24 protein-coding genes, 1 tRNA gene and 1 other RNA gene are annotated in these 23,374 nt (G+C 66.9%); 15 read left to right on the top strand and 11 right to left on the bottom strand.

Annotated elements, in window-relative coordinates; all coding sequences use genetic code 11:
* On the top strand, positions 1–911 hold a 911-nt coding region (locus tag C563_RS0108530; protein WP_018761622.1), incomplete at its 5' end, for an L-idonate 5-dehydrogenase.
* A gap of 3 nt (positions 912–914) precedes the next feature.
* Here C563_RS0108530 and C563_RS0108525 read toward each other — a convergent pair.
* Positions 915–1,640, bottom strand: a complete 726-nt coding sequence (locus tag C563_RS0108525) for a FadR/GntR family transcriptional regulator (RefSeq protein ID WP_018761621.1) — start codon at positions 1,638–1,640, stop codon at positions 915–917.
* Between the two features lie 231 nt (positions 1,641–1,871).
* On the opposite strand from C563_RS0108525, the gene gndA reads away from it, so the two are divergent.
* Both gndA and C563_RS0108515 read left to right on the top strand, forming a co-directional pair.
* The gene (gene gndA, locus C563_RS0108520; RefSeq protein ID WP_018761620.1) at positions 1,872–3,308 is read left to right on the top strand and encodes an NADP-dependent phosphogluconate dehydrogenase; all 1,437 of its coding nucleotides are present in this window, start codon (positions 1,872–1,874) and stop codon (positions 3,306–3,308) included.
* A 134-nt stretch (positions 3,309–3,442) separates the two neighbouring features.
* Positions 3,443–4,276, top strand: coding sequence for an oxidoreductase (locus C563_RS0108515; protein ID WP_018761619.1), 834 nt, complete (start codon positions 3,443–3,445; stop codon positions 4,274–4,276).
* A gap of 51 nt (positions 4,277–4,327) precedes the next feature.
* On the opposite strand, the gene epsC is transcribed toward C563_RS0108515, so the two are convergent.
* From epsC to msrA, 3 genes are all read right to left on the bottom strand, one after another.
* Entirely contained in the window at positions 4,328–4,912 is a 585-nt protein-coding gene (epsC, locus tag C563_RS0108510; RefSeq protein ID WP_018761618.1) for a serine O-acetyltransferase EpsC, read from the bottom strand.
* Between the two features lie 41 nt (positions 4,913–4,953).
* Positions 4,954–5,889 carry a cysteine synthase A gene (gene cysK, locus C563_RS0108505; RefSeq protein WP_026264549.1) on the bottom strand — a complete coding sequence of 312 codons (936 nt, stop codon included), beginning with the start codon at positions 5,887–5,889 and terminating at the stop codon, positions 4,954–4,956.
* 64 nt (positions 5,890–5,953) lie between these two features.
* Positions 5,954–6,478, bottom strand: a complete 525-nt coding sequence (msrA, locus tag C563_RS0108500) for a peptide-methionine (S)-S-oxide reductase MsrA (protein WP_018761616.1) — start codon at positions 6,476–6,478, stop codon at positions 5,954–5,956.
* 98 nt (positions 6,479–6,576) lie between these two features.
* On the opposite strand from msrA, the gene C563_RS0108495 reads away from it, so the two are divergent.
* Both C563_RS0108495 and C563_RS0108490 read left to right on the top strand, forming a co-directional pair.
* Positions 6,577–7,500, top strand: a complete 924-nt coding sequence (locus C563_RS0108495) for a Nif3-like dinuclear metal center hexameric protein (RefSeq protein ID WP_026264547.1) — start codon at positions 6,577–6,579, stop codon at positions 7,498–7,500.
* Between the two features lie 98 nt (positions 7,501–7,598).
* Complete coding sequence (locus C563_RS0108490; protein ID WP_018761614.1) at positions 7,599–8,336, top strand: zinc ribbon domain-containing protein; 738 nt, start codon at positions 7,599–7,601, stop codon at positions 8,334–8,336.
* 12 nt (positions 8,337–8,348) lie between these two features.
* On the opposite strand, the gene C563_RS0108485 is transcribed toward C563_RS0108490, so the two are convergent.
* Positions 8,349–9,113: a YaaA family protein gene (locus C563_RS0108485; protein ID WP_018761613.1), complete on the bottom strand. Its 765-nt coding sequence runs from the start codon at positions 9,111–9,113 to the stop codon at positions 8,349–8,351.
* Positions 9,114–9,170: 57 nt separating this feature from the next.
* On the opposite strand from C563_RS0108485, the gene rnpB reads away from it, so the two are divergent.
* The 5 genes from rnpB to C563_RS0108465 all read left to right on the top strand — a co-directional run bounded on the left by rnpB (position 9,171) and on the right by C563_RS0108465 (position 13,071).
* Positions 9,171–9,558: RNase P RNA component class A (gene rnpB, locus C563_RS21850), an RNA gene on the top strand.
* A gap of 45 nt (positions 9,559–9,603) precedes the next feature.
* Positions 9,604–10,143 carry a TspO/MBR family protein gene (locus C563_RS0108480; RefSeq protein WP_026264545.1) on the top strand — a complete coding sequence of 180 codons (540 nt, stop codon included), beginning with the start codon at positions 9,604–9,606 and terminating at the stop codon, positions 10,141–10,143.
* A gap of 251 nt (positions 10,144–10,394) precedes the next feature.
* Complete coding sequence (locus C563_RS0108475) at positions 10,395–11,873, top strand: glyceraldehyde-3-phosphate dehydrogenase (RefSeq protein ID WP_081624127.1); 1,479 nt, start codon at positions 10,395–10,397, stop codon at positions 11,871–11,873.
* Between the two features lie 74 nt (positions 11,874–11,947).
* Positions 11,948–12,157, top strand: a complete 210-nt coding sequence (locus C563_RS0108470) for a hypothetical protein (protein WP_018761610.1) — start codon at positions 11,948–11,950, stop codon at positions 12,155–12,157.
* Between the two features lie 116 nt (positions 12,158–12,273).
* Positions 12,274–13,071, top strand: a complete 798-nt coding sequence (locus tag C563_RS0108465; protein ID WP_018761609.1) for an HNH endonuclease family protein — start codon at positions 12,274–12,276, stop codon at positions 13,069–13,071.
* Positions 13,072–13,090: 19 nt separating this feature from the next.
* Here C563_RS0108465 and def read toward each other — a convergent pair whose 3' ends face one another.
* The 3 genes from def to orn form a co-directional block, all read right to left on the bottom strand.
* Positions 13,091–13,663: a peptide deformylase gene (def, locus tag C563_RS0108460; protein WP_018761608.1), complete on the bottom strand. Its 573-nt coding sequence runs from the start codon at positions 13,661–13,663 to the stop codon at positions 13,091–13,093.
* Positions 13,664–13,798: 135 nt separating this feature from the next.
* Positions 13,799–13,871, bottom strand: a tRNA-His gene (locus C563_RS0108455).
* A 129-nt stretch (positions 13,872–14,000) separates the two neighbouring features.
* Positions 14,001–14,630, bottom strand: a complete 630-nt coding sequence (orn, locus tag C563_RS0108450; protein ID WP_081624126.1) for an oligoribonuclease — start codon at positions 14,628–14,630, stop codon at positions 14,001–14,003.
* Positions 14,631–14,783: 153 nt separating this feature from the next.
* Between orn and mptB the strand changes: the two genes are divergently transcribed.
* Positions 14,784–16,340: a polyprenol phosphomannose-dependent alpha 1,6 mannosyltransferase MptB gene (gene mptB / locus C563_RS0108445; RefSeq protein ID WP_026264543.1), complete on the top strand. Its 1,557-nt coding sequence runs from the start codon at positions 14,784–14,786 to the stop codon at positions 16,338–16,340.
* Here mptB and C563_RS0108440 read toward each other — a convergent pair.
* Entirely contained in the window at positions 16,337–17,050 is a 714-nt protein-coding gene (locus C563_RS0108440) for a DNA alkylation repair protein (RefSeq protein WP_018761605.1), read from the bottom strand. The two genes, mptB and C563_RS0108440, sit on opposite strands and share 4 nt — an antisense overlap.
* 80 nt (positions 17,051–17,130) lie before the next feature.
* Between C563_RS0108440 and C563_RS0108435 the strand changes: the two genes are divergently transcribed.
* Positions 17,131–18,042 carry an aldose 1-epimerase family protein gene (locus C563_RS0108435; RefSeq protein WP_018761604.1) on the top strand — a complete coding sequence of 304 codons (912 nt, stop codon included), beginning with the start codon at positions 17,131–17,133 and terminating at the stop codon, positions 18,040–18,042.
* Here C563_RS0108435 and C563_RS20990 read toward each other — a convergent pair.
* Both C563_RS20990 and C563_RS0108425 read right to left on the bottom strand, forming a co-directional pair.
* Positions 18,039–18,815: an alpha/beta hydrolase gene (locus tag C563_RS20990; protein WP_018761603.1), complete on the bottom strand. Its 777-nt coding sequence runs from the start codon at positions 18,813–18,815 to the stop codon at positions 18,039–18,041. The two genes, C563_RS0108435 and C563_RS20990, sit on opposite strands and share 4 nt — an antisense overlap.
* A complete protein-coding gene (locus C563_RS0108425) occupies positions 18,812–19,894 on the bottom strand; it encodes a LacI family DNA-binding transcriptional regulator (RefSeq protein ID WP_018761602.1) in 1,083 nt (360 codons plus the stop codon). The genes C563_RS20990 and C563_RS0108425 overlap by 4 nt, the downstream gene beginning before the upstream one ends.
* Positions 19,895–20,065: 171 nt before the next feature.
* Between C563_RS0108425 and C563_RS0108420 the strand changes: the two genes are divergently transcribed.
* From C563_RS0108420 to C563_RS0108410, 3 genes are read left to right on the top strand one after another with little or no spacing between them, the layout of a single operon-like run.
* The gene (locus C563_RS0108420) at positions 20,066–21,235 is read left to right on the top strand and encodes a Gfo/Idh/MocA family protein (protein WP_018761601.1); all 1,170 of its coding nucleotides are present in this window, start codon (positions 20,066–20,068) and stop codon (positions 21,233–21,235) included.
* Positions 21,235–22,449, top strand: coding sequence for a dihydrodipicolinate synthase family protein (locus C563_RS0108415; RefSeq protein WP_018761600.1), 1,215 nt, complete (start codon positions 21,235–21,237; stop codon positions 22,447–22,449). The genes C563_RS0108420 and C563_RS0108415 overlap by 1 nt, the downstream gene beginning before the upstream one ends.
* Entirely contained in the window at positions 22,446–23,285 is an 840-nt protein-coding gene (locus tag C563_RS0108410) for a sugar phosphate isomerase/epimerase family protein (RefSeq protein WP_018761599.1), read from the top strand. Before C563_RS0108415 ends, C563_RS0108410 begins: the two co-directional genes overlap by 4 nt.
* Positions 23,286–23,374 lie beyond the last annotated feature (89 nt).

Below are 23,374 nucleotides of genomic sequence, written 5' to 3'. Positions count from 1 at the left end.
ACTGGCTGCACGGTGCGGCCGGGGAATCCATCCTGAAGGCGCCCCTGGTGCTGGGCCACGAAATCTCCGGCGTGGTGGTCCGCGCCGCCGCCAACGGCCAGGGGCCGCAGCCCGGAACCGCCGTCGCCGTCCACCCCGCCACCCCCGGTCCGGGCGCGGCCAGGTACCCTGTGGACCGGCCCAACCTCTCACCCGGGTGCACCTACCTGGGCAGCGCCGCCCGCTACCCGCACACCGACGGCGCCTTCAGCCGGTACGTGAACCTGCCGGCCCGGATGCTGCGGGCCCTGCCCGAGGGCATCGACCTGCGCACAGCCGCCCTGGTCGAACCCGCGTCCGTGGCCTGGCACGCCGTCTCCCGGGCCGGGGACGTGGCCGGGAAGACCGCGCTGGTGATCGGCTCCGGCCCCATCGGTGCCCTCGCCGTCGCGGTCCTCAAACGCGCTGGAGCCGCGCACATCACCGCTGTGGACCTCCATCCCAAGCCGCTGGAGATCGCCCAGGCCGTCGGTGCGGACCAGGTCATCAACGCCGCAGACACCGAAGCGATCGCCGCCGTGGAGGCCGATGTGGTGATCGAATCCTCCGGCAACCACCACGGACTGGCCTCCGCCATCCGCGGCGCGGTCCGCGGCGGGACCGTGGTCATGGTGGGGCTGCTGCCCACCGGCATGCAACCGCTGCCCATCTCGCTGGCCATCACCCGCGAACTGGACCTCAAAGGCTCCTTCCGCTTCAACGACGAAATCGACCAGGTCATCGCGGCGCTTGCCGACCGGTCCCTGCACATCAGCCCCGTCATCACCCACCAATACCCCGTGGAGGACGCCCTGCACGCCTTCGAGATGGCCAAGGACTCCACCAGCTCCGGCAAAGTCCTCCTCAGCTTCGACGGGAACGGAAGCAGCTGACCGTTACTGCCGGACGGGGATGAACACCCGCGGTTGCTCCGTCCAGGTGTCAGCCATCTGTGACATGGTCCGCCGCATGATCCGGTCCGATGCCTCGCGGGCAGCGGGAGCGTCGCCCTTGGCGATCGCCTCTGCCACATCTTCGTGCCATTGCAGGGCGGTCTGGTGGGGATGGTCCGGCATCAGGCCGTGCACCGTCCGGCCCGTCAGTGTTTCGGCCACCTGCCCCATCAGGTTGGCGAACATCTCGTTGCCGGAGCCGGAGAGCAGCAGCGAATGGAAGCGGATATCCAGTTCCAGGAAGCGGGCAACCTCGCCCTTGTTGCCGGCCTCCCGCATGGCGCGGGCAACATCCACGAGTTCCAGGCGCAGCGGCGCCGGCGCGTTCTCTGCCGCCAGTTCGGCGGCTGCAGGTTCGACGGCGGCACGGAGTTCGGCGAGGGAGCGAAGCTGGGCTCCGCGCGCATCGCTGGCCAGCCGCCACCGGATCACCTGCGGGTCAAAGGGGTTCCAGCGGCTTGAGGGCAACACCCGGATCCCCACCCGCTTGGTGGTTTCCACCAGCCCCAGGGACTGCAGGACGCGCACGGCTTCACGGATTACGGAGCGGGAAACCTTCAGTTCATCCTCCAGCTGCTCGGCGAGCATGACGTGTCCGGCGGGGAGATCCCCTGAGATGATCCGGGTGCCCAGGTTCTCGATGGCACGGTGGTGGAGGCTGCTGGTCATGCTGTAAGCCTAGTTGCTGGCGGATGCGGGATTGCCGGCTGACCCGGACGGCCGGGACAGGGGAGTGCGGCAGTCCTAGACTGGCAGCGACACAATCGGTTTCATGACGCGGACGTTACTTTCGCGTCACCGCCAGAATATATATGCTTTATTCCGACCCCCTGATATGCCCCGGCGTCCCACCCCGCACCGGAACCTGGATCCGGGGCAAACAATGAATTGGAGTTATTGATGTCTGCACACATCGGTGTCACCGGCCTCGCAGTGATGGGCGCCAACCTTGCCCGCAACCTCGCCCGCAACGGGTTCACGGTTGCCCTGCACAACCGGTCGGTGGAAAAGACCGACGCACTGCTGGAGAAGCACGGCTCGGAGGGCGATTTCATCCGGACCGAATCCCTGCAGGAGCTGGTCGATTCCCTGGAGAAGCCGCGCCGGGTGCTGATCATGGTCAAAGCCGGAAAGCCGGTCGATTCGGTGATCGAGCAGCTGGAACCGTTGCTGGAACCGGGCGACATCATCATCGACGCCGGCAACTCACACTACGAGGACACCCGCCGCCGGGAAGCCGCGCTGGCCAAGAAGGATCTGCACTTCGTGGGCGTCGGCGTCTCCGGCGGCGAAGAGGGTGCCTTGAACGGTCCGTCCATCATGCCCGGCGGCTCCAAGGAGTCGTACAAGGCCCTGGGTCCGCTGCTGGAAAAGATTTCGGCAAAGGTGGACGGTGAGCCCTGCTGCGCGTGGATTGGCACCGATGGCGCCGGCCACTTCGTCAAAATGGTCCACAACGGCATCGAATACGCAGACATGCAGGTCATCGGCGAGGCCTTCGACCTCCTGCGCTCCGGTGCCGGCATCGAACCGGCCGAGCAGGCAAAGATCTTCTCCGAGTGGAACCAGGGCGAACTCTCGTCCTTCCTGATCGAGATCTCCGCCGAGGTCCTGGGCCACGTCGATGCCAAGACCGGCAAGCCGTTCGTGGATGTCGTCGTCGACGCCGCGGGCCAGAAGGGCACTGGACGCTGGACCGTGATCTCGGCCCTGGAGCTCGGTTCCCCCGTGTCCGGCATCGCCGAATCGGTCTTCGCCCGTGCGCTCTCCTCCCAGGCTGCCCAGCGCAAGCTTGGCCAGGAGCTGCTGGCGGGCAACGAGGCAACGGTTGAGATCCCCGAGACGTTCGTTGAGGATGTCCGCCAGGCGCTCTACGCCTCCAAGCTGGTCTCCTACGCGCAGGGCCTGGACATGCTGACCTCGGCAGCCAAGGAATACGGCTGGGACCTCAAGCTGGACGAAATCGCTTCCCTGTGGCGCGCCGGCTGCATCATCCGCGCGGAGCTCCTCAAGGACATCACCAAGGCCTACGCTGCGGACGAGAAGCCCGCAAACCTGCTGTTCGCACCGGCGTTCACCAAGGCCATTGGCGACGCCCTCCCGGCGTGGCGGCGGGTAGTAGCCACCGCCGTGCAGCTTGGCATCCCGGTGCCGGTGTTCTCCTCCTCGCTGGCCTACTACGACGGCCTGCGCCGCAAGCGCGTTGCCGCCGCCCTGATCCAGGGCCAGCGCGACCTCTTCGGCGCCCACACCTACGGCCGTGTGGACACCGAAGGCACGTTCCACACCCTCTGGGGCGAGGACAAGTCCGAAATTTCGGCAGTCGACACGCACTAGCCCACGGCGCTTCCGGCGCGGCGGCCGGCGCTTCCCGATACTCTGGGGGCGCCGGCCGTCGGCATTTCCGGCCGCACCGCCCCTGATCCGCGCAGCCCGCCCTCCCTCCGGGGCGGCGTCCCAAGGAGTCCGCCATGAACCAGCCCGTCGCTTTCGTCACCGGTGCGTCCACTGGAATCGGCTTCGAAGCTGCCCGGAAGCTCGCAGCCCGCGGATTCACCGTGTACGCTGGCGCACGCCGGGTGGAGAAGATGGAACCGCTCAAGGCCGACGGCGTCCGGACCCTGGCGCTTGACGTGACGGACGAGGCGACGATGGTCGCCGCCGTCGGGGAAGTCCTGTCGGCCCACGGCCGGATCGACGTGCTGGTCAACAACGCCGGCTACGGATCCTACGGCTCGCTTGAGGACGTCGAATTGGCGGAGGGCCGCCGGCAGTTCGACGTCAACCTGTTTGGCTTGGCACGGATGACGCAGCTCGTGCTGCCGGCCATGCGGGCCGCCGGCCGGGGGCGGATCATTAATATCTCCTCGATCGGCGGAAAGATGTACGAGCCCCTGGGCGCCTGGTACCACGCCACCAAGTTCGCCGTTGAGGGCCTTAGCGATTCGCTCCGGGTAGAACTCAAGCCACACGGCATCGACGTCTCCATCATCGAACCGGGCGGCACCCAGTCCGAGTGGGGCGCCATCTCCGCGGAGGGCCTGCTGGCGAATTCGGGGACCGGACCGTACGCCGCCCAGGCCAAGGTGGTGGCGGCAGCGCTGGCTTCAACCGACGGTTCGGCGTTGTCCTCGCACCCCGCCGTGATAGCGGACGCAATCGTTCATGCCGCCACCTCGCCTCGGCCCAGGACCCGCTACCCGGTGGGCAAGGGCGCACGGGCCATCCTGCTGTTGCGCCGGCTGCTTCCGGACCGCGCCTTCGACACCGTGCTGTGGAACATCTACAAGCGCTTCCCCGGCTAACAGGACAGGGTCCAAGCTAGGGCCCGAACTTCGTCCAGGCAACGCCGGACCCTAGATCCGGTACTCGATATCGTATTCGGCCGGATCCACTGCGGGTTTGGTTTCCCGCTGCGCATCGCGGTGCCGCCACTTGGCAGGAACGCCGGTAACGATCGACTCCGGCGGCGCGTCCTTGACCACGACCGCGTTGGCACCGACCGCGCTGTCCCGGCCAATGGTAATGGGCCCCAGGATTTTGGCTCCCGCACCGATCGTCACGCGGTCCCCGATGGTGGGGTGGCGTTTAATCCGGGCCAGCGAGCGGCCGCCCAGCGTGACGCCGTGGTAGATCATCACGTCCTCGCCAATTTCCGCGGTCTCACCGATCACCACCCCCATGCCGTGGTCGATGAAGAACCTGCGGCCGATGGTGGCACCCGGATGGATCTCGATGCCGGTGGCAAACCTGCCCAGCTGCGACAGGAGCCGCGCCGGAAAACGCAGGGCAGGGTTCTGCCACAAGCGGTGGGTCAGCCGATGGATCCAGATGGCGTGCAGGCCGGAATAGGCGAAAAAGTTCTCAAAAGAACCTCGAGCCGCCGGGTCGTGGGACCGGGCGGCCTCGAGGTCTTCCTTCAGTCTTGCGAAAAAGCCCACAAAGTTCTTTCTACAGGAAATGGGCGGGCAGCTCAGTCTGCTTAGCCCCGGATGTCGTCATAGAGCACGGTGGAGATGTAACGCTCACCGAAGTCGCAGACCACGGCCACGATCAGCTTGCCCGCGTTTTCGGGGCGCTTGGCCAGTTCCAGCGCACCCCAGACGATGGCGCCCGAGGAGATGCCGCCCAGGATGCCTTCCTTGATGCCCAGCTCGCGGGCAACGCGGACCGAGTCCTCAAGCGAAGCGTCGATGACCTCATCGTAGACGGTGGTGTCCAGCAGTTCCGGAACAAAGTTCGCGCCGAGGCCCTGGATCTTGTGCGGGCCAGGAGCGCCGCCGTTAAGGATGGGGGAGTCCTTGGGTTCCACGGCCACGATCTGCACGCCGGGCTTGCGCTCCTTCAGCACCTGTCCGACGCCGGTGATGGTTCCGCCGGTGCCGACGCCCGCCACGAAGATGTCAACGGCACCGTCGGTGTCGGCCCAGACCTCTTCTGCGGTGGTCTTCCGGTGGATCTCCGGGTTGGCTTCGTTGGCAAACTGCTGTGCCCAGATGGAGTTCTCCGTGTTGGCCACAATCTCTTGGGCCTTTTCCACGGCTCCGCGCATACCCTCGGAGCCCGGGGTCAGCACGATCTCGGCGCCGAAGGCGCGCAGCATGACGCGGCGTTCGGTGGACATGGTTTCCGGCATGGTGAGGATGACCTTGTAGCCGCGCGCGGCACCGACCATGGCCAGGGCGATGCCCGTGTTGCCGGAGGTGCCCTCGACGATGGTGCCGCCGGGCTTCAGTGCACCCGACTTTTCCGCGGCGTCGATGATGGCGACGCCGATACGGTCCTTGACGCTGTTGGCCGGGTTGTAGAACTCCAGCTTGACCGCAACGGTGGCGTCCAGTCCCTCGCTGAGCCGGTTCAACCGAACCAGCGGGGTCCCGCCGACCAGTTGCGTTACATCGTCATAGATCCGTGCCATGTACATACGCCTATCTCTAAGGGGTGAATACTGAGGTCAGCCTAACGAGGCCGCGTAACGCAGGCTAAGCGTTAAGCCATGCAGAGTAATATTTCCTGGCCTTGGCCAGCTTGGGGTTGATGATCACCTGGCAGTACCCCTGTTCCGGGTGCTTGGCGTAGTAGTCCTGGTGGAATTCCTCCGCCACGTGGAACCGCGGCAGGCGGCTGACTTCGGTGACGATGGGGTGCTTCCACAGCGCCTGGTTGCGTTCGATCGCTTCCTCGAACAGGATCTTTTCCTCCGTTGTCTCGTAGAACATGGAGGAACGGTACTGGGTACCCACGTCGTACCCCTGGCGGTTGAGCGTGGTGGGGTCGTGCAGGGCAAAGAACATGTCCAGGATGACTTCGGCCGGAATGACCTCCTCGTCGAAGGTCACTGCCACAACCTCCGCGTGGCCGGTGGTGCCGCTGCACACCGAGTAGTAGTCGGGATGGGGATCGTGGCCGCCGGTATAACCGGACACCACCGAGGTGACGCCCCTGGTCTTCTGGTAGACAGCGTCGAGGCACCAGAAGCAGCCCCCGCCAAGAACAAAAGTTTTCATGACCTCTTCAATGGTTGACGGCCCCGGATGATTCCCGCCGGTCCTTCCGGGCACCGCAACATGCGGCGCCGGGAAGGCGATGGGGTAAAACTAAGACTATGGAACCTGTGGACACCGACGTTACCGGCCAGGCAGATCACGACGGCGAAGCCTCCTCCGACGCGCTGGGCCAGGACAGTGCCCCCGAGGCTCCCACCCTGGCCGAATTGTTGCTTGCCGTTGAGGAACTGTGGCCCGAATCGCTGGCGGAGAACTGGGACGAAGTGGGGCTCGTGGCAGGCCACCCGTCCGCGCCCGTCAGCAAGGTGATGTTCGCGGTGGACCCCACCCTGGAGGTCATCGAAGAAGCCGTTGAGTGGGGTGCCGGCCTCCTCATTACCCACCATCCACTGCTGCTGAAAGGTGTCACGTCGGTGGCGGCAACCACGGCGAAGGGACGGGCTGTCCACCGGCTGATCGAGTCGGGGACGGCACTGCTGACCGTGCACACCAACGGCGACTCCGCCGTCGGCGGCGTTTCCGATGTCCTGGCCGACGCGCTGGGACTGCAGGATGTTGCCCCGCTCACCGCGGCGGCCAACGGGCTGCCGGAGGAAGGCATTGGGCGGGTCGGCGACCTGGCGGACGCCATGAGCCTGGGCGATTTCGCTGCACGGGTGTTCGGCATCCTTCCCTCCGTGGCCGGGGGTGTGCGCGTTTCCGGGGACAAGGACGGCGTGGTGCGGCGGATTGCAGTGTGCGGCGGCGCCGGCGATTCCCTGTTCAACGAGGTCAGGGCCAGCAACGCGGACGTGTACGTCACCGCGGACCTTCGCCACCACCCTGCGTCCGAGGCCCGGGAAGCTGCCCTCAACGGCCGGCCCTACCTGGTGGACGTCTCGCACTTTGCCAGTGAATGGCTCTGGTTGCCGGCCGCCGCCGCAGCCCTGGGCAACGTCCTGGCGGACCAGGGGCACGACCTGGAGATCCGGGTCAGCACCACCAACAGTGATCCTTGGGACTTCATCCTCACGCCGGGCTGAGCCCGGCAGCGAGGCAACGGTTCAGCCCAGGCGATAGAGTCTAGGAAGCGCCCATAGGGTGCCCGGCCCTGGCCGGAAGGGATCAAGCGGAGGTAACAGTGGCGAAGGCAGCACCGGCGGAACAGTTGAAGTTGCTCGAACTGCAAGGACTGGACGCCAGGCTGACCGGCCTCGCCAACCGCCGTCGGACGCTCGAAAATGATCCCCGGATCAAGGACCTCGAAGCGGCCCTGTCCGTGGCCAACGGAGAACTGGGCGCTGCCAAGGTGGCCGTGCATGACGCTGAAGCCGCGCTCAAGCGGGCGGAAGCCGACGTCGAACAGGTCGCTTCGCGCATCGAACGCGACGAGGCCAGGCTCAACAGCGGAACCGGGCTCTCCAAGGACCTGGTGGCCCTGCAGAAGGACATTGAATCGCTGAACAAGCGGCGCTCAGACCTCGAAGATGTGGAACTGGAAATCCTGGAGCGGCTGGACACGTTGCGGGAACGGCAGGCCGCCCAGCAGGCGATCGTTGATGGCATCCAAGGCTCGTTCGGCACGATCCGGGCAGAGCTGGACGCGGCCCTCGCCGAGGTGGCCGCCGAAGCCGAAGGGCTCGTGGCCCGGCGCGCCGAATTCGCCGCAGGCCTTGATGCAGGCATGCTGGCCGTCTACGAAAAGACCCTCGCCAAGCGGGGCGTGGGCGCCGCGCGGCTCTTCCACGGGACATCGGAGGCCTCGGGGATGAAGCTCAGCCCAGGCGACCTTGCCGAGATCAAGGCGGCCGCGGCGGATGACATCGTGTTCTGCCCGGATTCCGGCGCCATCCTGGTCCGCTCGGACGACTGGTCCTGAACCGCCGGCGCCTCAGCCCGGCAGGATGATGTTCAGGGCATGGGGCCTGCGTGCCGTACCCGGCACCAGCTCCGCGTCCCATTTTTCGCGCGCAACCTTCAGCAGGTCAGAGGCCGCAGCCGGAGCCTTCCCGCGGCGGGCCAGCAGGTGCCGGGCCAGTTCGCCGCGGGTGTGCTTGGCGAAATGGCTCACCACTTTCCGGACTCCTGCGGCTTCGGTAAAGACGTTCACCGTGACCGTACGCTCCGGCGGCGCCGCCCAGGCGGCCGCGTAGGTGCTCGACCGGCAGTCAACCACCAGATGGCCCTCCGCGGCGCGGCCCAGCGTGTCATCCAGCTGTGCCTTCCAGAACGAAGCCAGCCGGCCGACGTCGGGCAACGCCGTCCCCATGGAAAGCCGGTAGGCGGGCACGCTGTCGCCAAAGCGGATTGCCCCCCACAGCGCGGAGACCACCAGCACGGACTCGTCGGCCTTGCGCCGCTGCGCGGGCGTCAGGCTCCGGTATCCCAGGGCGTCATACAGGACCCCCGAGTAGATGCTGTGTGCCGGCGCGGCCGGCTCAGCGTGGAGGCGGGTGTTGCGTTCGACGTCGTCCCGCAGGGAGGCGCCCACGCCCAGCAGCGAGAGGGCGTCCGGGTGCCCGCTGACCGCTTCCAGCGCCGCCAGGACCTTGGTGCGGCAGGGATTGAGCTCAGGGAAACTCAGCGAGGGCCAGTCGACGGCGGACCCGCGGCGCGCGGGTGTCTTGCCTTCGGAAGGGGGTAGCAGAATCAGCACCGTCCGATCCTACCGGCGACAAAAGCGGTCGGAGGCGCCCGGTAGACTGGATCCGGATGGGACAGCCAGACGGCCGCGCGCCACGCAAGTGGCTCGAGGAACGTCCGGGCTCCGCAGGGCAGGGTGGTGGGTAACGCCCACTCGGGGTAACCCGCAGGCCAGTGCCACAGAAAACAGACCGCCTGCATGTCCGGCCTTGGCCGGAGAGGGCAGGTAAGGGTGAAACGGTGGTGTAAGAGACCACCAGCTTCCCGGGTGACCGGGAAGGCTAGGTAAACCCCACCCGGAGCAAGGCTAGACAGGACACGTTCGAGGGCTGCCCGCCCGAGTGTCCGGGTAAGCCGCTGGAGGGTGCCGGCAACGGTACTCGTAGATGGATGGCCGTCGCTCCCTTGCCGGCAACGGCAGGGGAGAACAGAACCCGGCGTACCGGCTGTCCCATCCGCAAAATCGGGTTTGACCTTGGGCGCTGTGTTGGGGATGCTGGACCGTGCCCGTTATTACTGATCTCCGGCCGGCCGCCGGAACGGCCGGAACCTTGCCCGGCCTGCGCTCCCAAATTGTCGCCTTTGCGGGCTTCCTTGGACTGTCTGCTGCGGCGTGGCTGCTTGCCTCGATCCCCATCATCCTCAATTCCACGGGCTGGTATGCCGGCTCGCTCAAGGCGCCGTGGATGCCGCCGTCGCTGATGTTCCGGATCACCTGGATGGTGCTGTACGTCGGGGTGGCCGCCGCGGCGTGGCTGGTGTGGCGCAAAGGTGGATTGACCGGCCCGGCCCTGGCAGGGTACTCCGTCCAACTCGTGCTCAACGCCGCGTGGCCGGTGGCGTTTTTCGCGATGTACCCCATGGCAGGCGCCGCGGCTTTGTGGGCGGCATTCCTCGTCATCTGCACCCTGGCCGCGACCCTGGCGTTCCTGATCGTCCGGTTCGGCCCGGTGGACGCCACCGCAGGGCTGCTGGTGTTGCCGTACTTCTCCTGGGTGGTCTTTTCCGCCAGCCTCAACTTGTATGCTGCCATCCACAACTAAGCCCACGGGGTGAGCCGTGTGAGTGATTTCACGCAGCGCAGGCGTGTTCGGGGGGCTGCGCCAAATTAGAATGGATCCCGGACGCAGGAGTTCTACCGCCGAAAGTTGCGTTCGCAGCCGGCGGTTTTTCTTTGCACGCGATCCAGGTGCCTGGGGGCCGACCCCTGCAGGTGCCGGTGCCCCTGGACATCATCAGGTGGCCTACATCTGTGTACGAGGACGTACACGGCTGACCCGAGGAAGGTATTTCAGTGAGCCAGACGTCTGATTCTTGTCTTGATACGTGGATGGGCCGGGAGGCCCTCGCCGAGGCCATGATCCCGGTGATCGGCAGGCTGTACCGGGAAAACAACGTGGTGACCAGCATCCACGGCCGGAGCCTGATCAACAAGTCCACCATGAACATCCTCAAGGCACATCGCTTCGCGCGCCGGATGAGCAAGGACGAACTGCTCCTGGAGGACACGGCGCCGCTGCTCAACACGCTGGCCGGGCTGGACCTGGGCGCCGCCGCGATCGACATCGCCCGCCTGAACCAGAAATTCAAGGAAGAGGGCAACGGGGCCACCCTTGAAGAGTTCCTCCGCGCCGAACTCGCCGAGATCGTTGGCAAGCGTGGCGGCGACGAACGCACCAGCACCGATGTGGTGCTCTACGGCTTCGGCCGCATCGGCCGGCTCCTGGCACGCCTGCTGATCGAAAAGGCCGGTGGCGGCCACGGCCTGCGCCTGCGCGCCATCGTGGTCCGCCGCGGGTCCGACAACGACCTTTCCAAGCGGGCCAGCCTGCTCCGCCGGGACTCGGTCCACGGTTCCTTCGAGGGCACCATCCGGATCGATGAAGAAGCCAACACCATTACGGCCAACGGCGTCCGTATCCAGGTGATCTACTCGAACGATCCCGCCACCATCGACTACACCGCCTATGGAATCAAGGATGCCCTGGTGGTGGACAACACGGGCCGCTGGCGCGACGCCGAAGGACTGTCCCAGCACCTCCAGAGCAAGGGTGTTGCACGCGTCCTGTTGACGGCTCCGGGAAAGGGTGAACTGAAGAACATTGTCCACGGCATCAACCACCGGGACATCGACGACTCCGACCGGATCGTGTCCGCAGCCTCCTGCACCACCAACGCCATCACTCCGGTCCTGAAGGCCATCAACGACAAGTTCGGCGTGATCCACGGGCACGTGGAAACCGTGCACTCCTTCACCAACGACCAGAACCTGATCGACAACTTCCACAAGGGCGACCGCCGCGGACGCTCGGCCGCGCTGAACATGGTCATCACCGAAACCGGTGCCGCCAAGGCGGTGGCCAAGGCCCTGCCCGAGCTCCTGGGCAAGCTGACCGGCAGCTCCATCCGCGTTCCCACCCCGGACGTCTCCCTGGCCATCCTGAACCTCAGCCTGGAGAACGGCACCACCAAGGATGAGGTGAACAACTACCTGCGCGAGATGTCGCTGCACTCGGACCTGCGCAAGCAGATCGACTACATCGACTCGCCCGAGGTGGTCTCCACCGACTTCGTGGGTTCCCGCCGCGCCGGCATCGTTGACGGCCTGGCCACGGTGTCCACGGACAAGAACCTGGTCCTCTACGTCTGGTACGACAACGAATTTGGCTACAGCTGCCAGGTGGTCCGGGTCATGGAGGAGATGGCCGGCGTGAACCCGCCGTCGTTCCCTGCCAAGGAAAGCGCGGCCGCCCTGGCCGCCATCGCCGTCTGACCAAAAGCGACACGTCCTGCCAATTCCCGGCTGGTTCACTGGAATCAGCCGGGAAACCGGACCAGACTGGTGGCATGGACAACGAATCGACGCTTCAGCACGAGACCACCCTCGAACACGCACTCGACGTGGCGAAGGCCAACCACAAGGAAGCCCTCAGGCTCCTGGAGGGCGCCCGCGCCGCCCACCAGGCCGGGGACGCCAGCGAGGAGCGCGTCCGCCAACTCGAGGAACTCCTGGCCACCGCGGAGGAGGACCTCCGGAGGGTCACGCGCGAGCAGTAGATGCCGCGGGCGGGTGAGGGATCACCCGTCCTCCACAGTGTGGATATCGGCCGCCGGCCGGGCTCCCCGTCCTAGGCTCGTGGGGTGCCTCCCACTAGTGATCCGGTATCACCGCCGTGACTGTCAGCTGGTCCGACTACCGCCGTGCCCGCCGCCGGTCCCGGCAGGCTTGGGGTCTGCTGGCCGCCTTCGCCGTCTCAGCGGTGGCCGCGCTTTTCTGGTTCTTCACCGCCGGACAGTTCGCGGCAGCCGGACCTGCGGCCGCCGGGCCGACGGAGGCGCCGGTGTTCGATGCCGCCTGGATGAAGCCGGTGGCGGAGCCCCATCCGGTACCGGGAGGGGCCGCCGTTTCTGCCCTGGATGGCCTGGCCGTGAAGGGCAGGGCGCCGAATACCGGCTACAGCAGGGAAGCCTTCGGCCAGGCGTGGCTGGATGTGGACCGGAACGGGTGCGATACCCGCAACGACATCCTGCGGCGCGACCTCGCGGGAGTCATCTTCGCCGACGGTTCCACCTGCAAGGTATCGGGCGGTCATTTCCAGGAGCCGTACACCGGACACGCCATTGAATTCCGCCGCGGCGCCGACACCAGCAGCGCGGTGCAGATCGACCATGTGGTGGCCCTGGGCGACGCCTGGCAAAAGGGAGCACAGGGCCTGACCCCAAAGGAACGCCAGAGCCTCGCCAACGATCCGCTCAACCTGATCGCCGCCGACGGGCAGGCGAACCAGAAAAAGGGTGCCGGTGACGCCGCAACGTGGCTTCCAAAAAACACTGCGATCCGCTGCCACTATGTAGCCCGGCAGATCTCCGTCAAGGCCGCCTACGGCCTGTGGGTGACTGCGGCGGAGAAGGATGCCATGAAGAAAGTGCTGGCATCCTGCCCCGGGCAGCCAACGATCACCGCCGGCTGAGGGGCGGCCCGGGAACCGCTTAGTGGCCGAACGGGTCGGGATCGACGCCGGGCATCCAGGTCAGCCCTGGCACGCCCCACCCGTTCTTCTTGGCCTGTTTCAGGGCCTTCCGGGCGTAGCGGTCCATCAACCGGTTGACGTACAGCTTGCCGTCCAGATGGTCGAATTCATGCTGGATGACCCTGGCAAACCAGCCCGTCGCCTCGAACTTCACCGGCTCGCCGAAACCGTCGAAGCCTTCCACCCGGGCCCACTCGGCCCGCTTCAGCGGGTACTGCTCGCCCGGGAAGGACAGGCAGCCCTCTTCTTCCTCGTCCGGGTCCGGGGCGGCGCCGGAAACCTTGGAGAGGGTGAGGACAGGGTTCACCAGCACACCGCTCGGTGGCGCGCCGTCGTCGTTGGCGTACTTGTAGACGAAGATCCGCTTGCCCACGCCGACTTGCGGCGCCGCGAGACCCACGCCGTTGGCGGCGTCGTTGGTCTCGAACATGTCGGCAATCAGGGTGCGCAGTTCGTCGTCGAAAACCTCGACTTCGGCTGCCCGGCGGTGCAGGACGGGCTCGCCCCAGATGGTAATCGGCAGAACGGTCATAGCATTAGTCCTTCGGCTTCGGGGCCGGCAGCGCCGGCGTCCCTGCACGTACCTTGGTGGGACACAACAAAGGAGGCCGCACCGGATATCCGGTGCGGCCTCCTTTGTTGACGGCTGCAAGTGCCGCCCCGTGAGGGTGAGCGACGGGGGTTGAACCCGCGACCTCCTGGACCACAACCAGGCGCTCTGCCAACTGAGCTACGCCCACCATGTGTTTCAAGGTCAGGCCGTGTTACCGGCTCCCTGGAAACGCAACTCAAATAGCTTACCTGCTCGGAAGGGGTGCTTTGTCCACTTTCGGCGATTTCCGCGAAATTTCCTCCAAACGTGGCGCAGATTACTCGCCGGCAGGGTTGGCAGCGTCGCCGCTGGTGATGCGCCTGGCGATCTTCTGGGCGGTGGCGCTGTCAGGGCCCGGCGCCGGCACGAACACCGCTTCGCGGTAGTAGCGGAGTTCATCAATGGAGTCCTTGATGTCGCCCAGTGCCCGGTGGCCGCCCTTTTTCGCCGGTGACTGGAAGTACGCCCGCGCGAACCAGCGGCGGGAGAGTTCCTTGATGGTGCTGACGTCAATCACCCGGTAGTGCAGGTGCTCCACGACGGCGGGCATGTCGCGGGAGAGGAACACCCGGTCGGTGCCCACGGAGTTGCCGCCCAGGGGAGCCTTCCGCGGATCGGGAACCCACGCGGAGATGTACTCCATGACGGCGGCCTCAGCCTCCGCCATGGTCTTGCCGTGGGGGAGTTCCGCCAGGAGCCCGGACTTGGTGTGCATGTCCCGGACGAAGTCGGACATCTGGGCGACGGCCGCGTCCTCGGGCTTGATCACCACGTCGACACCGTCCCCGAGGATGTTCAGTTCCGAATCGGTGACCAGGGCTGCCACCTCGATGAGGGCGTCGTTCTTGATGTCCAGGCCGGTCATTTCGCAGTCGATCCAGACGATTCGTTCGTTAGATATAGGCACCGGACCAGCCTACCGTTACCGCCCCGGACGCCCCGCCGATGCTAGGATTTTGGGGTACGCGGCGGGTCGCCCCGCCGCCTTCGAAGATGTCCCGGCCGCCCACGCGGTCCGCCGGGTAAGAGCGGAAACGCAAGAAGATTGGACATTCCTGAAATGACGGCGCCTGTGCCCGCAGCGGGGGAGATGGCGGCGGCTGGTACTGCCCCGGCGGGCGGTGCCGAGGTGGACAATCCCCGCTCTCCACTGCTTGCCGGCTTCCTCGGGTCGATGTTCATGATGTTCGGTTCCGCCGGCGTGGGCTGGCTCGCGCCGGTCTCCGAACTCCGCCGCATGCCGCTGTTCATCTGGATGCGCACCGAAGCGCCGGGCGTGGCCCTGTCCATCGTGCTGGTCGCGGCAGGGGGCATGCTGCTGGTGCGCGCCTGGCTGCGGCTCGGCCAAAAAGTCCGGGTGTGGGGCGGCCAGGCCCGTCGCGCCACGTTGGCGGCGGTGGTGGCGTGGGGGCTCCCCATGATGTTCAGCGTCCCGTTGTTCAGCCGCGACGTCTATGCCTACATCGGCCAGGGGCGGCTGATGGTGGAAGGGTTCAACCCGTACGAAAACGGCATTTCCGCCCTGTCCAACTACTTCCAGCTGGGAGCCGACAAGCAGTGGACCGAAGCTCCGGTTCCCTACGGCCAGCTGTTCCTCTGGATCGAGCAGTTCGTTGTGTGGGTGACCAACGTCCAGCCGGAAGCCTGCATCATGCTGTTCCGGCTGGTTGCCTTGGCCGGCGTGGTGCTCTGCGTGATCTACGTGCCCCGGCTCGCAGAGCTGCACGGCATCAACCCGCACAGGGCCTTGTGGCTCACCGCGGCCAACCCGCTCTTCCTGACCAACTTCATTGCCAGCGTGCACAATGACTCACTCATGATCGGGCTGGCCCTTGCCGGGCTCTACTACTCCGCGACCCGCCGGGAGGTCCGGGGCGTCGCGCTGGTCACGCTGTCCATCGCCGTCAAGCCCATCACCATCGTGTTCCTTCCGTTCATCGGCCTCCTCTGGGCGGGCAGGAACGCGGGGTGGCTGCGAAAGATCGCATTCTGGGCGCTCACGGCCGGCCTGAGCCTGGCGTTGCTGGCCCTGATGAGCCTGGTCAACGGCTTCGGCTTCGGCTGGATCAACGGACTCTCCGCCCCCGGCAGTATCTCCATCTGGTATGCCCCGGTGGGCCTGCTCGGCATGGTGGTGGGGTCCCTTGCCAACGCGTTCGGCCTCGACGGCTCAGTCCCGGCGGGCTGGGTGTTCGACGCCGGCAAGCTGCTTGCCGTGGCCATCCTTGCCTGGCAGATCCTCAAGGGCGACCATGACCGGCTGATGCGCCGCCTCACGCTCGGCCTGGCCGCCGTGGTCCTGCTGGCCCCCATCATCCAGTCCTGGTATGTAGTGTGGCTGATTCCGTTGTTCGCCGTGACGGGCATTCGTAATGACTGGCAGGTCAAGGCCCTGTACTTCGTGGTGTCGTTCTTCATGATCTACGCAATCTCGGACCAGCTGGACGTCTTTCCCTACCTGCAGACCCAGGACCTGGGCTTCGCCCTCCTGCTGGCCCGGATTGCGGCTGCCCTGACCGCCTTGCTCTTTGGGCTTTACCTGATCTTTTGGGATCCCGGCACCCGCCGGCTGTTCCGGAAGTCGCACGAGCCCGTCGTCGAACGTCCCGTCATTTAGCGGGGACGCTGCGGCCGGCCGGCGCTGATCCTCCGCAGGGCCTCCCTGCGGGACAACGGACTCATCTCCTGCCCGTGCAGGGCGACGAATTCCTGCACCCACTCCGGCGCCGTTTTGGCGTACTCGCGCAGCGCCCAGCCGATCGCTTTGCGGATAAAGAATTCCCGGTCCGCCAGGTTCGGTTCAATGACATCGGCAAGCAGCACCGTATCGGTGGCTTCCTTGGCCCGCAGCTGCGATGTGATGGAAGCGCGCCGAATCCAAAAGTCCGGATCACGGCTCCACGTCCTCAGCATCGCGGACATCTCGGCCGGGTGAGCCAGCAGCAGGTTGCAGATCCTGCCGGACACGCCGTCCGCGAAATCCCACCATGCTCCGGTGCGGATGATTTCCTCGTACACCGGCAGCATGTCCAGGTCTTTGGCAACCAGCCGGTTGCCGGTCAGGTCGATGGCCGCATAGCGTTCTTCCCGGAACGCTGCCGTGCGCCACAGTTGCAGCGCTGTGGCGCGCAGCCCGGCGGCTGATGCCGGAGGAAACTCTGCCGTAGCGTGCGCCGCGATCCGCCGGACATCCGGGACCCGGACACCCAGCGACGGAACGGAAGACTTCATGTACGCCTGCGCGCCGGCGGCACGATCGGGGTCGGACAGCTCCCACAGTGCGCTCCTGACGGCGGCGATAAGGTGCTGGTCGGGTGCCGCTTCCATGGGGCAACTCTAGCCAGCCGGATTCCGTCTCGATGACGTATGCTGTTTTAGCGCTAACAAAGATCATCGCGGAGGAAGCCATGCCCGGAACCGAAGTCCGCATTACCCACGGACCCTACACCGCCGTCGTGACCACCCGCGGTGGCGCCCTCCGGGAGCTGCGCTGCGGGGACCGGAACCTGGTGGTGGGCTTTGGGCCGGAGGGCGGGGTCCCGGACTACCGGGGCGTCATCTGTGCACCGTGGCCCAACCGGCTCGCTGACGGCGCCTATTCGTACGCCGGCCAGTCCTATTCGGCCGCCATCAATGAGCCGGAGCGCGGATCGGCCCTGCACGGGCTGGCCATCCATCAGGCCTGGGACATTGTGGAGGCATCGACGGACCGGGTGGTGCTGGGCTGCCGCGTTCCGGCCGGGCCGGGCTACCCGGGCAGCCTGGAACTCACGGTCGCCTATTCCCTCTCCGACGACGGCCTCCGCGGTACGGTCACCGCCGTCAACACCGGTACCCGGGCCGCGCCGTATGGAGTGTGCCCCCATCCCTACCTTGTCGCCGGCCCTGCTCCACTGGATGACTGGTCCCTGGAACTTCCGGCAGTTGCCTACCTCGAGGTCACCCCGGACCGGCTGCTCCCGGTGGCCATCCGGCAGGTGGAGCAGGATGCCTTCGACTTCCGCCTCCCGCACAGGTTGGGACCGGTCAGGATCGACCACGCTTTCACCGGTATCTCCCGCGACGCTGCCGGACTGGCGCGCGTGCGCGTCATGGATCCATCGGGCACGGGCGTGGAGCTTGAATGGGGGCCGGAGTGGCCTTGGGTCCAGGTGCACACGGGAGACAAGCCTGTCGGTCCGGACCGGCTGGGCCTCGCGGTTGAGCCCATGACCTGCCCGCCGGACGCGTTCAATTCCGGAACGGACCTGATCCACCTGGAGCCGGGAGAGTCCCACTCGGCGGGCTGGACCATCCGCGCGGTGGACCGGCGGGGCTAAAGGCGGCCGGCTGCTGCGGTGAGGGTTGCTGCGGCCGTGGGCTCCGCCCAGCCGGCACGAACCAGCCAGGACGCGCACAAGGACGTCCACTGTCCGGGGCCGGGGTCACCGGCTGCCAGTCCGAGTCCGTGCCGCCCTTCCGGGAAGACGTGCAGTTCGGCAGGAACGCCGGCGGCGATCAGCGCCTTGGCGTAGTTCAGGCTGTTGGCCACCGGGACAGCGTCGTCGTCCGCGGTGTGCCAGAGGAAAGCCGGCGGGGTCCGGGCTGTCACGTTCCGGTCCGCGGAGAGGTCCGCAAGAAGGTTCGACGGCGGCAGCCCGCCCAGGAGGTTGTCCACCGACCCCTGGTGCGTGTCCTGGATCAGCGACACCACAGGGTAGCAAAGGACCGAGAGGTCCGGGACGGCGGCATCGACGTCGAGGTCCCGGTTGCCGGTGGCTGCTGCGGTGGACAGCGTGGCCGCCAGATGGCCGCCGGCCGAGAATCCCAGGACGCCCACACGCTCGTGGTCCACGGCCAGGCCGTGCGGTCCGCTCCGGATGGAGAGCATGGCCTCCTTGGCGTCTTCAAGGGGCGCCGGGTGGCGGTCCGGCGCCACTCGGTAACGCAGGACGAAAGCGTGGATGCCCAGCGCTGCGAGCCATTCCGCAACCGGCTCCGCCTCGTGGTCCGCCTGGCGCGCGTAACCGCCGCCGGGCAGGACAAGGATGGCCGGGCGGGGGCCCGCGGCTTCAGTGCGGGCCGGAACCGCGGTGATCCTTCGCGGCATCATACGGCGGCGGCCTCGGTGCTGCGCCGCAGCGTGACCTCGCCGGTAACGGCTTCGTCGGACGCTGCTTCCTGGTCCTGGCCGGCCGGGCGGGGGCGGGTGGCCCTGGTTGCCAGCCGTCCAATATCTTCGAGCGGCAGGCGCACGGTGGACAGGGCCGGCCGGAAGTCCCGCAGCGTTTCGATGTCGTCGAAACCAGCGATTGACGCGTCGCGGGGAATCCTCAGCCCCTCGGACCGCAGTGCTGCTGCGGCGCCGATCGCCATCACGTCGTTGACCGCGAAAATGCAAAGCTTCGGCGCGGCAGGGTTGCCGGCGGAGGCTGCCTTGATCCGTGCGGCCAGTTGCAGGCCGGCCTCGTAGCCGCCCGAACGGTTGAAAGCGCTCCTGAGCACCTCTGCCGGGCGGTGTCCGGCGCGTGCCAGGCCTTCCTGGAAACCCCGGACCCGGTCATCGGAGGTGTACAGGCCGTCGGGCCCGCCGATGATGACGAAGTCGCCATCCCAGCCGGCGGCAAGCTCGGTGGCCAGCCGGCCCGCAAGCTCCTGGTTGGGGACTTCGACGACGTGGTAGCCCTCCAGTGCGGTGGCGCCCACCACGGGATGCCCCACCACTGCCACCCTGCCGCCGTTGCGGCAATAGCGGTCCAGTTCGGCGGCCAGCTGTGCGTTGCCCTCCTGGTCCTCGGCACGGCAGGAGCGCGAACCGGCGATCACGATGGAGTCGGCACGGCGGGCGGCGAAGGCGGCCACGGCCTCCTTCTCTTCAGCGGGGCCGCCCCCCGTCGTGGCAAGGAGCACCATTTTCCGCTGTTCCCGAGCGGCATCCTGCACGCCGCGGGCAATGGCGGCGAAATACGGGTCGGCGATGTCGTGGACAATCAGGCCGATCAGGCCCGAGCTGGATTTGGCAAGGCCCTGGGCTTGCGCATTGGGGATGTACCCCAGTGAGTCCGCCGCCTGGCGGACGCGCTCGGCAATGTCCTTGCCTGGGGTCCGGGCGGAGCCGTTCAGCACGCGGGACGCCGTGGCAGGCGAGACGCCGGCGAGGCGGGCAACCTCGGTAAGGGTACTAGCAGCCACAGCATCTCCTGGTGGTCGGGGCGGCCTCAACGGCTAAGGACATTATGACAGTTCAAACTACTTCCGGAAAGCGCTTGCCAAGCGGAACGGCGCGGTGCATCATGGAAACAGAGGGAATGCGCTTTCCCGATTCGTCTTGAGTACACCTTGCTCACTCACCGTGGAGGACACATGGGCTTCGAAACTAAAACGATCCGTATTGCCATGAACGGCATCACCGGCCGCATGGGCTACCGCCAGCACCTGCTGCGGTCCATCCTGCCCATCCGCGACGCCGGCGGCTTCTCGCTGGAAGACGGCACCCGGGTCCAGGTGGAGCCCATCCTGGTGGGCCGCAACGAAGCCAAAATCCGCGAGCTGGCGGAGCAGCACAAGGTGTCCGAGTGGACCACGGACCTGGACGCCGTGATCAACGACCCCACCGTGGACGTCGTCTTCGACGCGTCCATGACCAGCCTGCGCGCCGCCACGCTGAAAAAGGCCATGCTGGCAGGCAAGCACATCTTCACGGAAAAGCCGACGGCAGAAACCCTGGAGGAGGCCATTGAACTGGCCCGCATCGGCAAGGAGGCCGGCGTGACAGCCGGCGTTGTGCACGACAAGCTGTACCTTCCCGGCCTGGTCAAGCTCCGCCGGCTGGTGGATGAAGGCTTCTTCGGCCGGATCCTGTCCATCCGCGGCGAGTTCGGCTACTGGGTCTTCGAAGGCGACATCCAGGCGGCCCAGCGCCCGTCCTGGAACTACCGCAAGGAAGACGGCGGCGGAATGACCACCGACATGTTCTGCCACTGGAACTACGTGCTCGAAGGCATTATCGGCAAGGTCAAGAGCGTCAATGCCAAGACCGCCACCCACATTCCGGCACGCTGGGACGAAGCCGGCAAGGAGTACAAGGCCACCGCCGACGACGCCTCCTACGGCATCTTCGAGCTCGTTACCCCGGCCGGCGACGAGGTCGTCGGCCAGATCAACTCCTCCTGGGCTGTCCGGGTATACCGCGACGAACTGGTGGAATTCCAGGTGGACGGCACCCACGGCTCGGCCGTCGCCGGCCTGAACAAGTGCGTCGCCCAGCAGCGTGCCCACACTCCCAAGCCCGTCTGGAACCCCGACCTTCCGGTGACGGAGTCGTTCCGCGACCAGTGGCAGGAAGTACCGGCCAACGCCGACCTGGACAACGGCTTCAAGCTGCAGTGGGAGGAATTCCTCCGCGACGTCGTCGCCGGCCGCGAACACCGCTTCGGCCTGCTCTCCGCCGCCCGGGGCGTCCAGCTCGCGGAGCTGGGCCTGCAGTCCAACGACGAACGCCGCACCATCGACATCCCGGAGATCACGCTCTGATGACTTCCCTCATCCTTCCCTCCGAAGACGGCGGCACCCGGGAGTACCGGCTGCAGGGCGGCGCCACGTGGGCCCGCCCCACGGCACCCCTGACCGCACGCCGGGCGTACGCCGCCGCCCACGTCATCCCCGAAGTCCTCGCCGACAACACCCCGGGTGCCCCCGCGCGGCTGGACTGGGACGCCACGCTGGCCTATCGCCACGAGCTGTGGTCCTACGGCCTGGGCGTGGCCGACGCCATGGACACCGCCCAGCGGGGCATGGGCCTGGACTGGTCCGCCACCCAGCAGCTCATCAAGCGGACCGGGGTGGAAGCTGCCTCCGTGGTTTCGTCCGGCAACGCGGCCACCGCCGGCAAGTCCGTCCGCGACCTCGTCTCGTGCGGCGCCGGCACCGACCAGCTGGACATCGACGCCCTGCCCTCCGGCGAGGCCGGCATCAAAGCCGTCCTTGAGGCCTACCGCGAGCAGATCGCCGTCGTCACCGAGGCCGGGCCCAAGGTCATCCTCATGGCCTCCCGCGCCCTGGCAAAAGTGGCACGCGGCCCCGAAGACTACCTGGAGGTGTACTCCACCCTGCTGCAGGAAGTGGACCAGCCGGTCATCCTGCACTGGCTGGGCACCATGTTCGATCCCGCCCTCGCCGGCTACTGGGGATCGGACGACGTTGCCACGGCCACCGAAACGTTCCTCGGCCTCATTAAGGACAACGCCGGCAAGGTGGACGGTGTCAAGGTCTCGCTGCTCGATGCCGGCCACGAGGTGGCCCTGCGGGCGGCCCTGCCCGAGGGCGTCCGGCTCTACACCGGCGACGACTTCAACTACCCGGAACTGATCGACGGCGATGGCAGCCACCACTCCGACGCCCTGCTGGGCATCTTCGCGGCAATCTACCCCGCCGCTTCGGTCGCCCTGCAGAACTACGACGCAGGCAACGCCGCCAAAGCCCGCGAAATCCTCGACTCCACGCGGGAACTGGGCAAGCACATCTTCAGCGCCCCTACGTTCTACTACAAGACGGGCATCGCGTTCATGTCCTGGCTCAACGGCAAGCAGCCCGGTTTCCAGATGGTGGGCGGCCTGCATTCGGGCCGCTCGGTCTGCCACCTGGCCAGGACCTTCGAGCTCGCGGACCAGGCCGGACTGCTGAAAGACCCCGCACTGGCGGCCTTCCGGATGTCCGACTACCTGCGCATCAACGGGGTGGGCGTATGAGCGACTTCGCGCGCCTGTCCATCAACAGCGCCACCACCAAGAAGTGGACGCTCGCCCAGGTGGTGGAGGGGTGCGTCAACGCCGGCATTCCCTCGATCGGCCCCTGGCGGGACCGGGTGGAGGAGGCCGGCCTGGACAAGGCGGCCCGCCTGATCAAGGATGCCGGCCTGCGTGTATCCTCGCTGTGCCGCGGCGGGTTCCTCACCGCGGCGGACGCCGACGGCCAGGCGGCTGCGCTCGCGGACAACCGCGCGGCGATCCTTGAGGCTGTGGCCCTGGACACCCGGGAACTCTTCCTGGTGGTCGGCGGCCTGGCCCCGGGGGAGAAGGACGTCGTGGCGGCGCGGCAGCGCGTTGCCGACCGGCTCGCCGACCTGGTCCCGTTCGCTGCGGAGCACGGCGTACGCCTGGTGCTGGAGCCGCTGCACCCGATGTATGCGGCCGACCGTGCCCTGATTTCCACGTTGGGGCAGGCGCTGGACCTCGCCGCGCCGTTCGATCCCTCAACGGTGGGCGTCGCCGTCGACACCTTCCATGTCTGGTGGGACCCGGAACTGAAGGCGCAGATCGGGCGCGCGGGCCGGGAAAACCGCCTCGCCTCCTACCAGGTGTGCGACTTCAACATGCCCATCGCCGCGGACCCGCTGCTGTCCCGCGGGTACATGGGCGACGGCGTGGTGGACTTCGCCACGATCGGCACCTGGGTGCGGGACGCCGGCTACACCGGAGACATCGAGGTGGAGATCTTCAACCAGGAAATTTGGGACACGGACGGCAATGCCGTCCTGGCCACGGTCAAGGAGCGGTACGCGGAGCTCGTCCTCCCGTTCGCCTGACCGGATACAGGCCGTGGGCTCCTGCCGGCGCTTTCCGCAGGCAGGAGCCCGCGCCCCATATGGAAGGACCCGGACCGCCGCAGGCGGTC

This window comes from Arthrobacter sp. 135MFCol5.1 (genome assembly GCF_000374865.1).
Lineage (GTDB): Bacteria > Actinomycetota > Actinomycetes > Actinomycetales > Micrococcaceae > Arthrobacter.
This window is presented reverse-complemented; position numbering and strand designations above follow the sequence as displayed.

What these genes read in the sequence shown, in the direction of transcription:
- C563_RS0108415 (WP_018761600.1), top strand. Translation starts at nt 21,235, where the DNA reads ATGACTTCCCTCATCCTTCCCTCCGAAGACGGCGGCACCCGGGAGTAC.
- C563_RS0108495 (WP_026264547.1), top strand. Translation starts at nt 6,577, where the DNA reads ATGGAACCTGTGGACACCGACGTTACCGGCCAGGCAGATCACGACGGC.
- C563_RS0108470 (WP_018761610.1), top strand. Translation starts at nt 11,948, where the DNA reads ATGGACAACGAATCGACGCTTCAGCACGAGACCACCCTCGAACACGCA.
- cysK (WP_026264549.1), bottom strand. Translation starts at nt 5,889, where the DNA reads ATGGCACGGATCTATGACGATGTAACGCAACTGGTCGGCGGGACCCCG.
- C563_RS0108525 (WP_018761621.1), bottom strand. Translation starts at nt 1,640, where the DNA reads ATGACCAGCAGCCTCCACCACCGTGCCATCGAGAACCTGGGCACCCGG.
- C563_RS0108410 (WP_018761599.1), top strand. Translation starts at nt 22,446, where the DNA reads ATGAGCGACTTCGCGCGCCTGTCCATCAACAGCGCCACCACCAAGAAG.
- C563_RS20990 (WP_018761603.1), bottom strand. Translation starts at nt 18,815, where the DNA reads ATGATGCCGCGAAGGATCACCGCGGTTCCGGCCCGCACTGAAGCCGCG.
- C563_RS0108420 (WP_018761601.1), top strand. Translation starts at nt 20,066, where the DNA reads ATGGGCTTCGAAACTAAAACGATCCGTATTGCCATGAACGGCATCACC.
- mptB (WP_026264543.1), top strand. Translation starts at nt 14,784, where the DNA reads ATGACGGCGCCTGTGCCCGCAGCGGGGGAGATGGCGGCGGCTGGTACT.
- C563_RS0108440 (WP_018761605.1), bottom strand. Translation starts at nt 17,050, where the DNA reads ATGGAAGCGGCACCCGACCAGCACCTTATCGCCGCCGTCAGGAGCGCA.
- C563_RS0108515 (WP_018761619.1), top strand. Translation starts at nt 3,443, where the DNA reads ATGAACCAGCCCGTCGCTTTCGTCACCGGTGCGTCCACTGGAATCGGC.
- C563_RS0108435 (WP_018761604.1), top strand. Translation starts at nt 17,131, where the DNA reads ATGCCCGGAACCGAAGTCCGCATTACCCACGGACCCTACACCGCCGTC.
- gndA (WP_018761620.1), top strand. Translation starts at nt 1,872, where the DNA reads ATGTCTGCACACATCGGTGTCACCGGCCTCGCAGTGATGGGCGCCAAC.
- msrA (WP_018761616.1), bottom strand. Translation starts at nt 6,478, where the DNA reads ATGAAAACTTTTGTTCTTGGCGGGGGCTGCTTCTGGTGCCTCGACGCT.
- def (WP_018761608.1), bottom strand. Translation starts at nt 13,663, where the DNA reads ATGACCGTTCTGCCGATTACCATCTGGGGCGAGCCCGTCCTGCACCGC.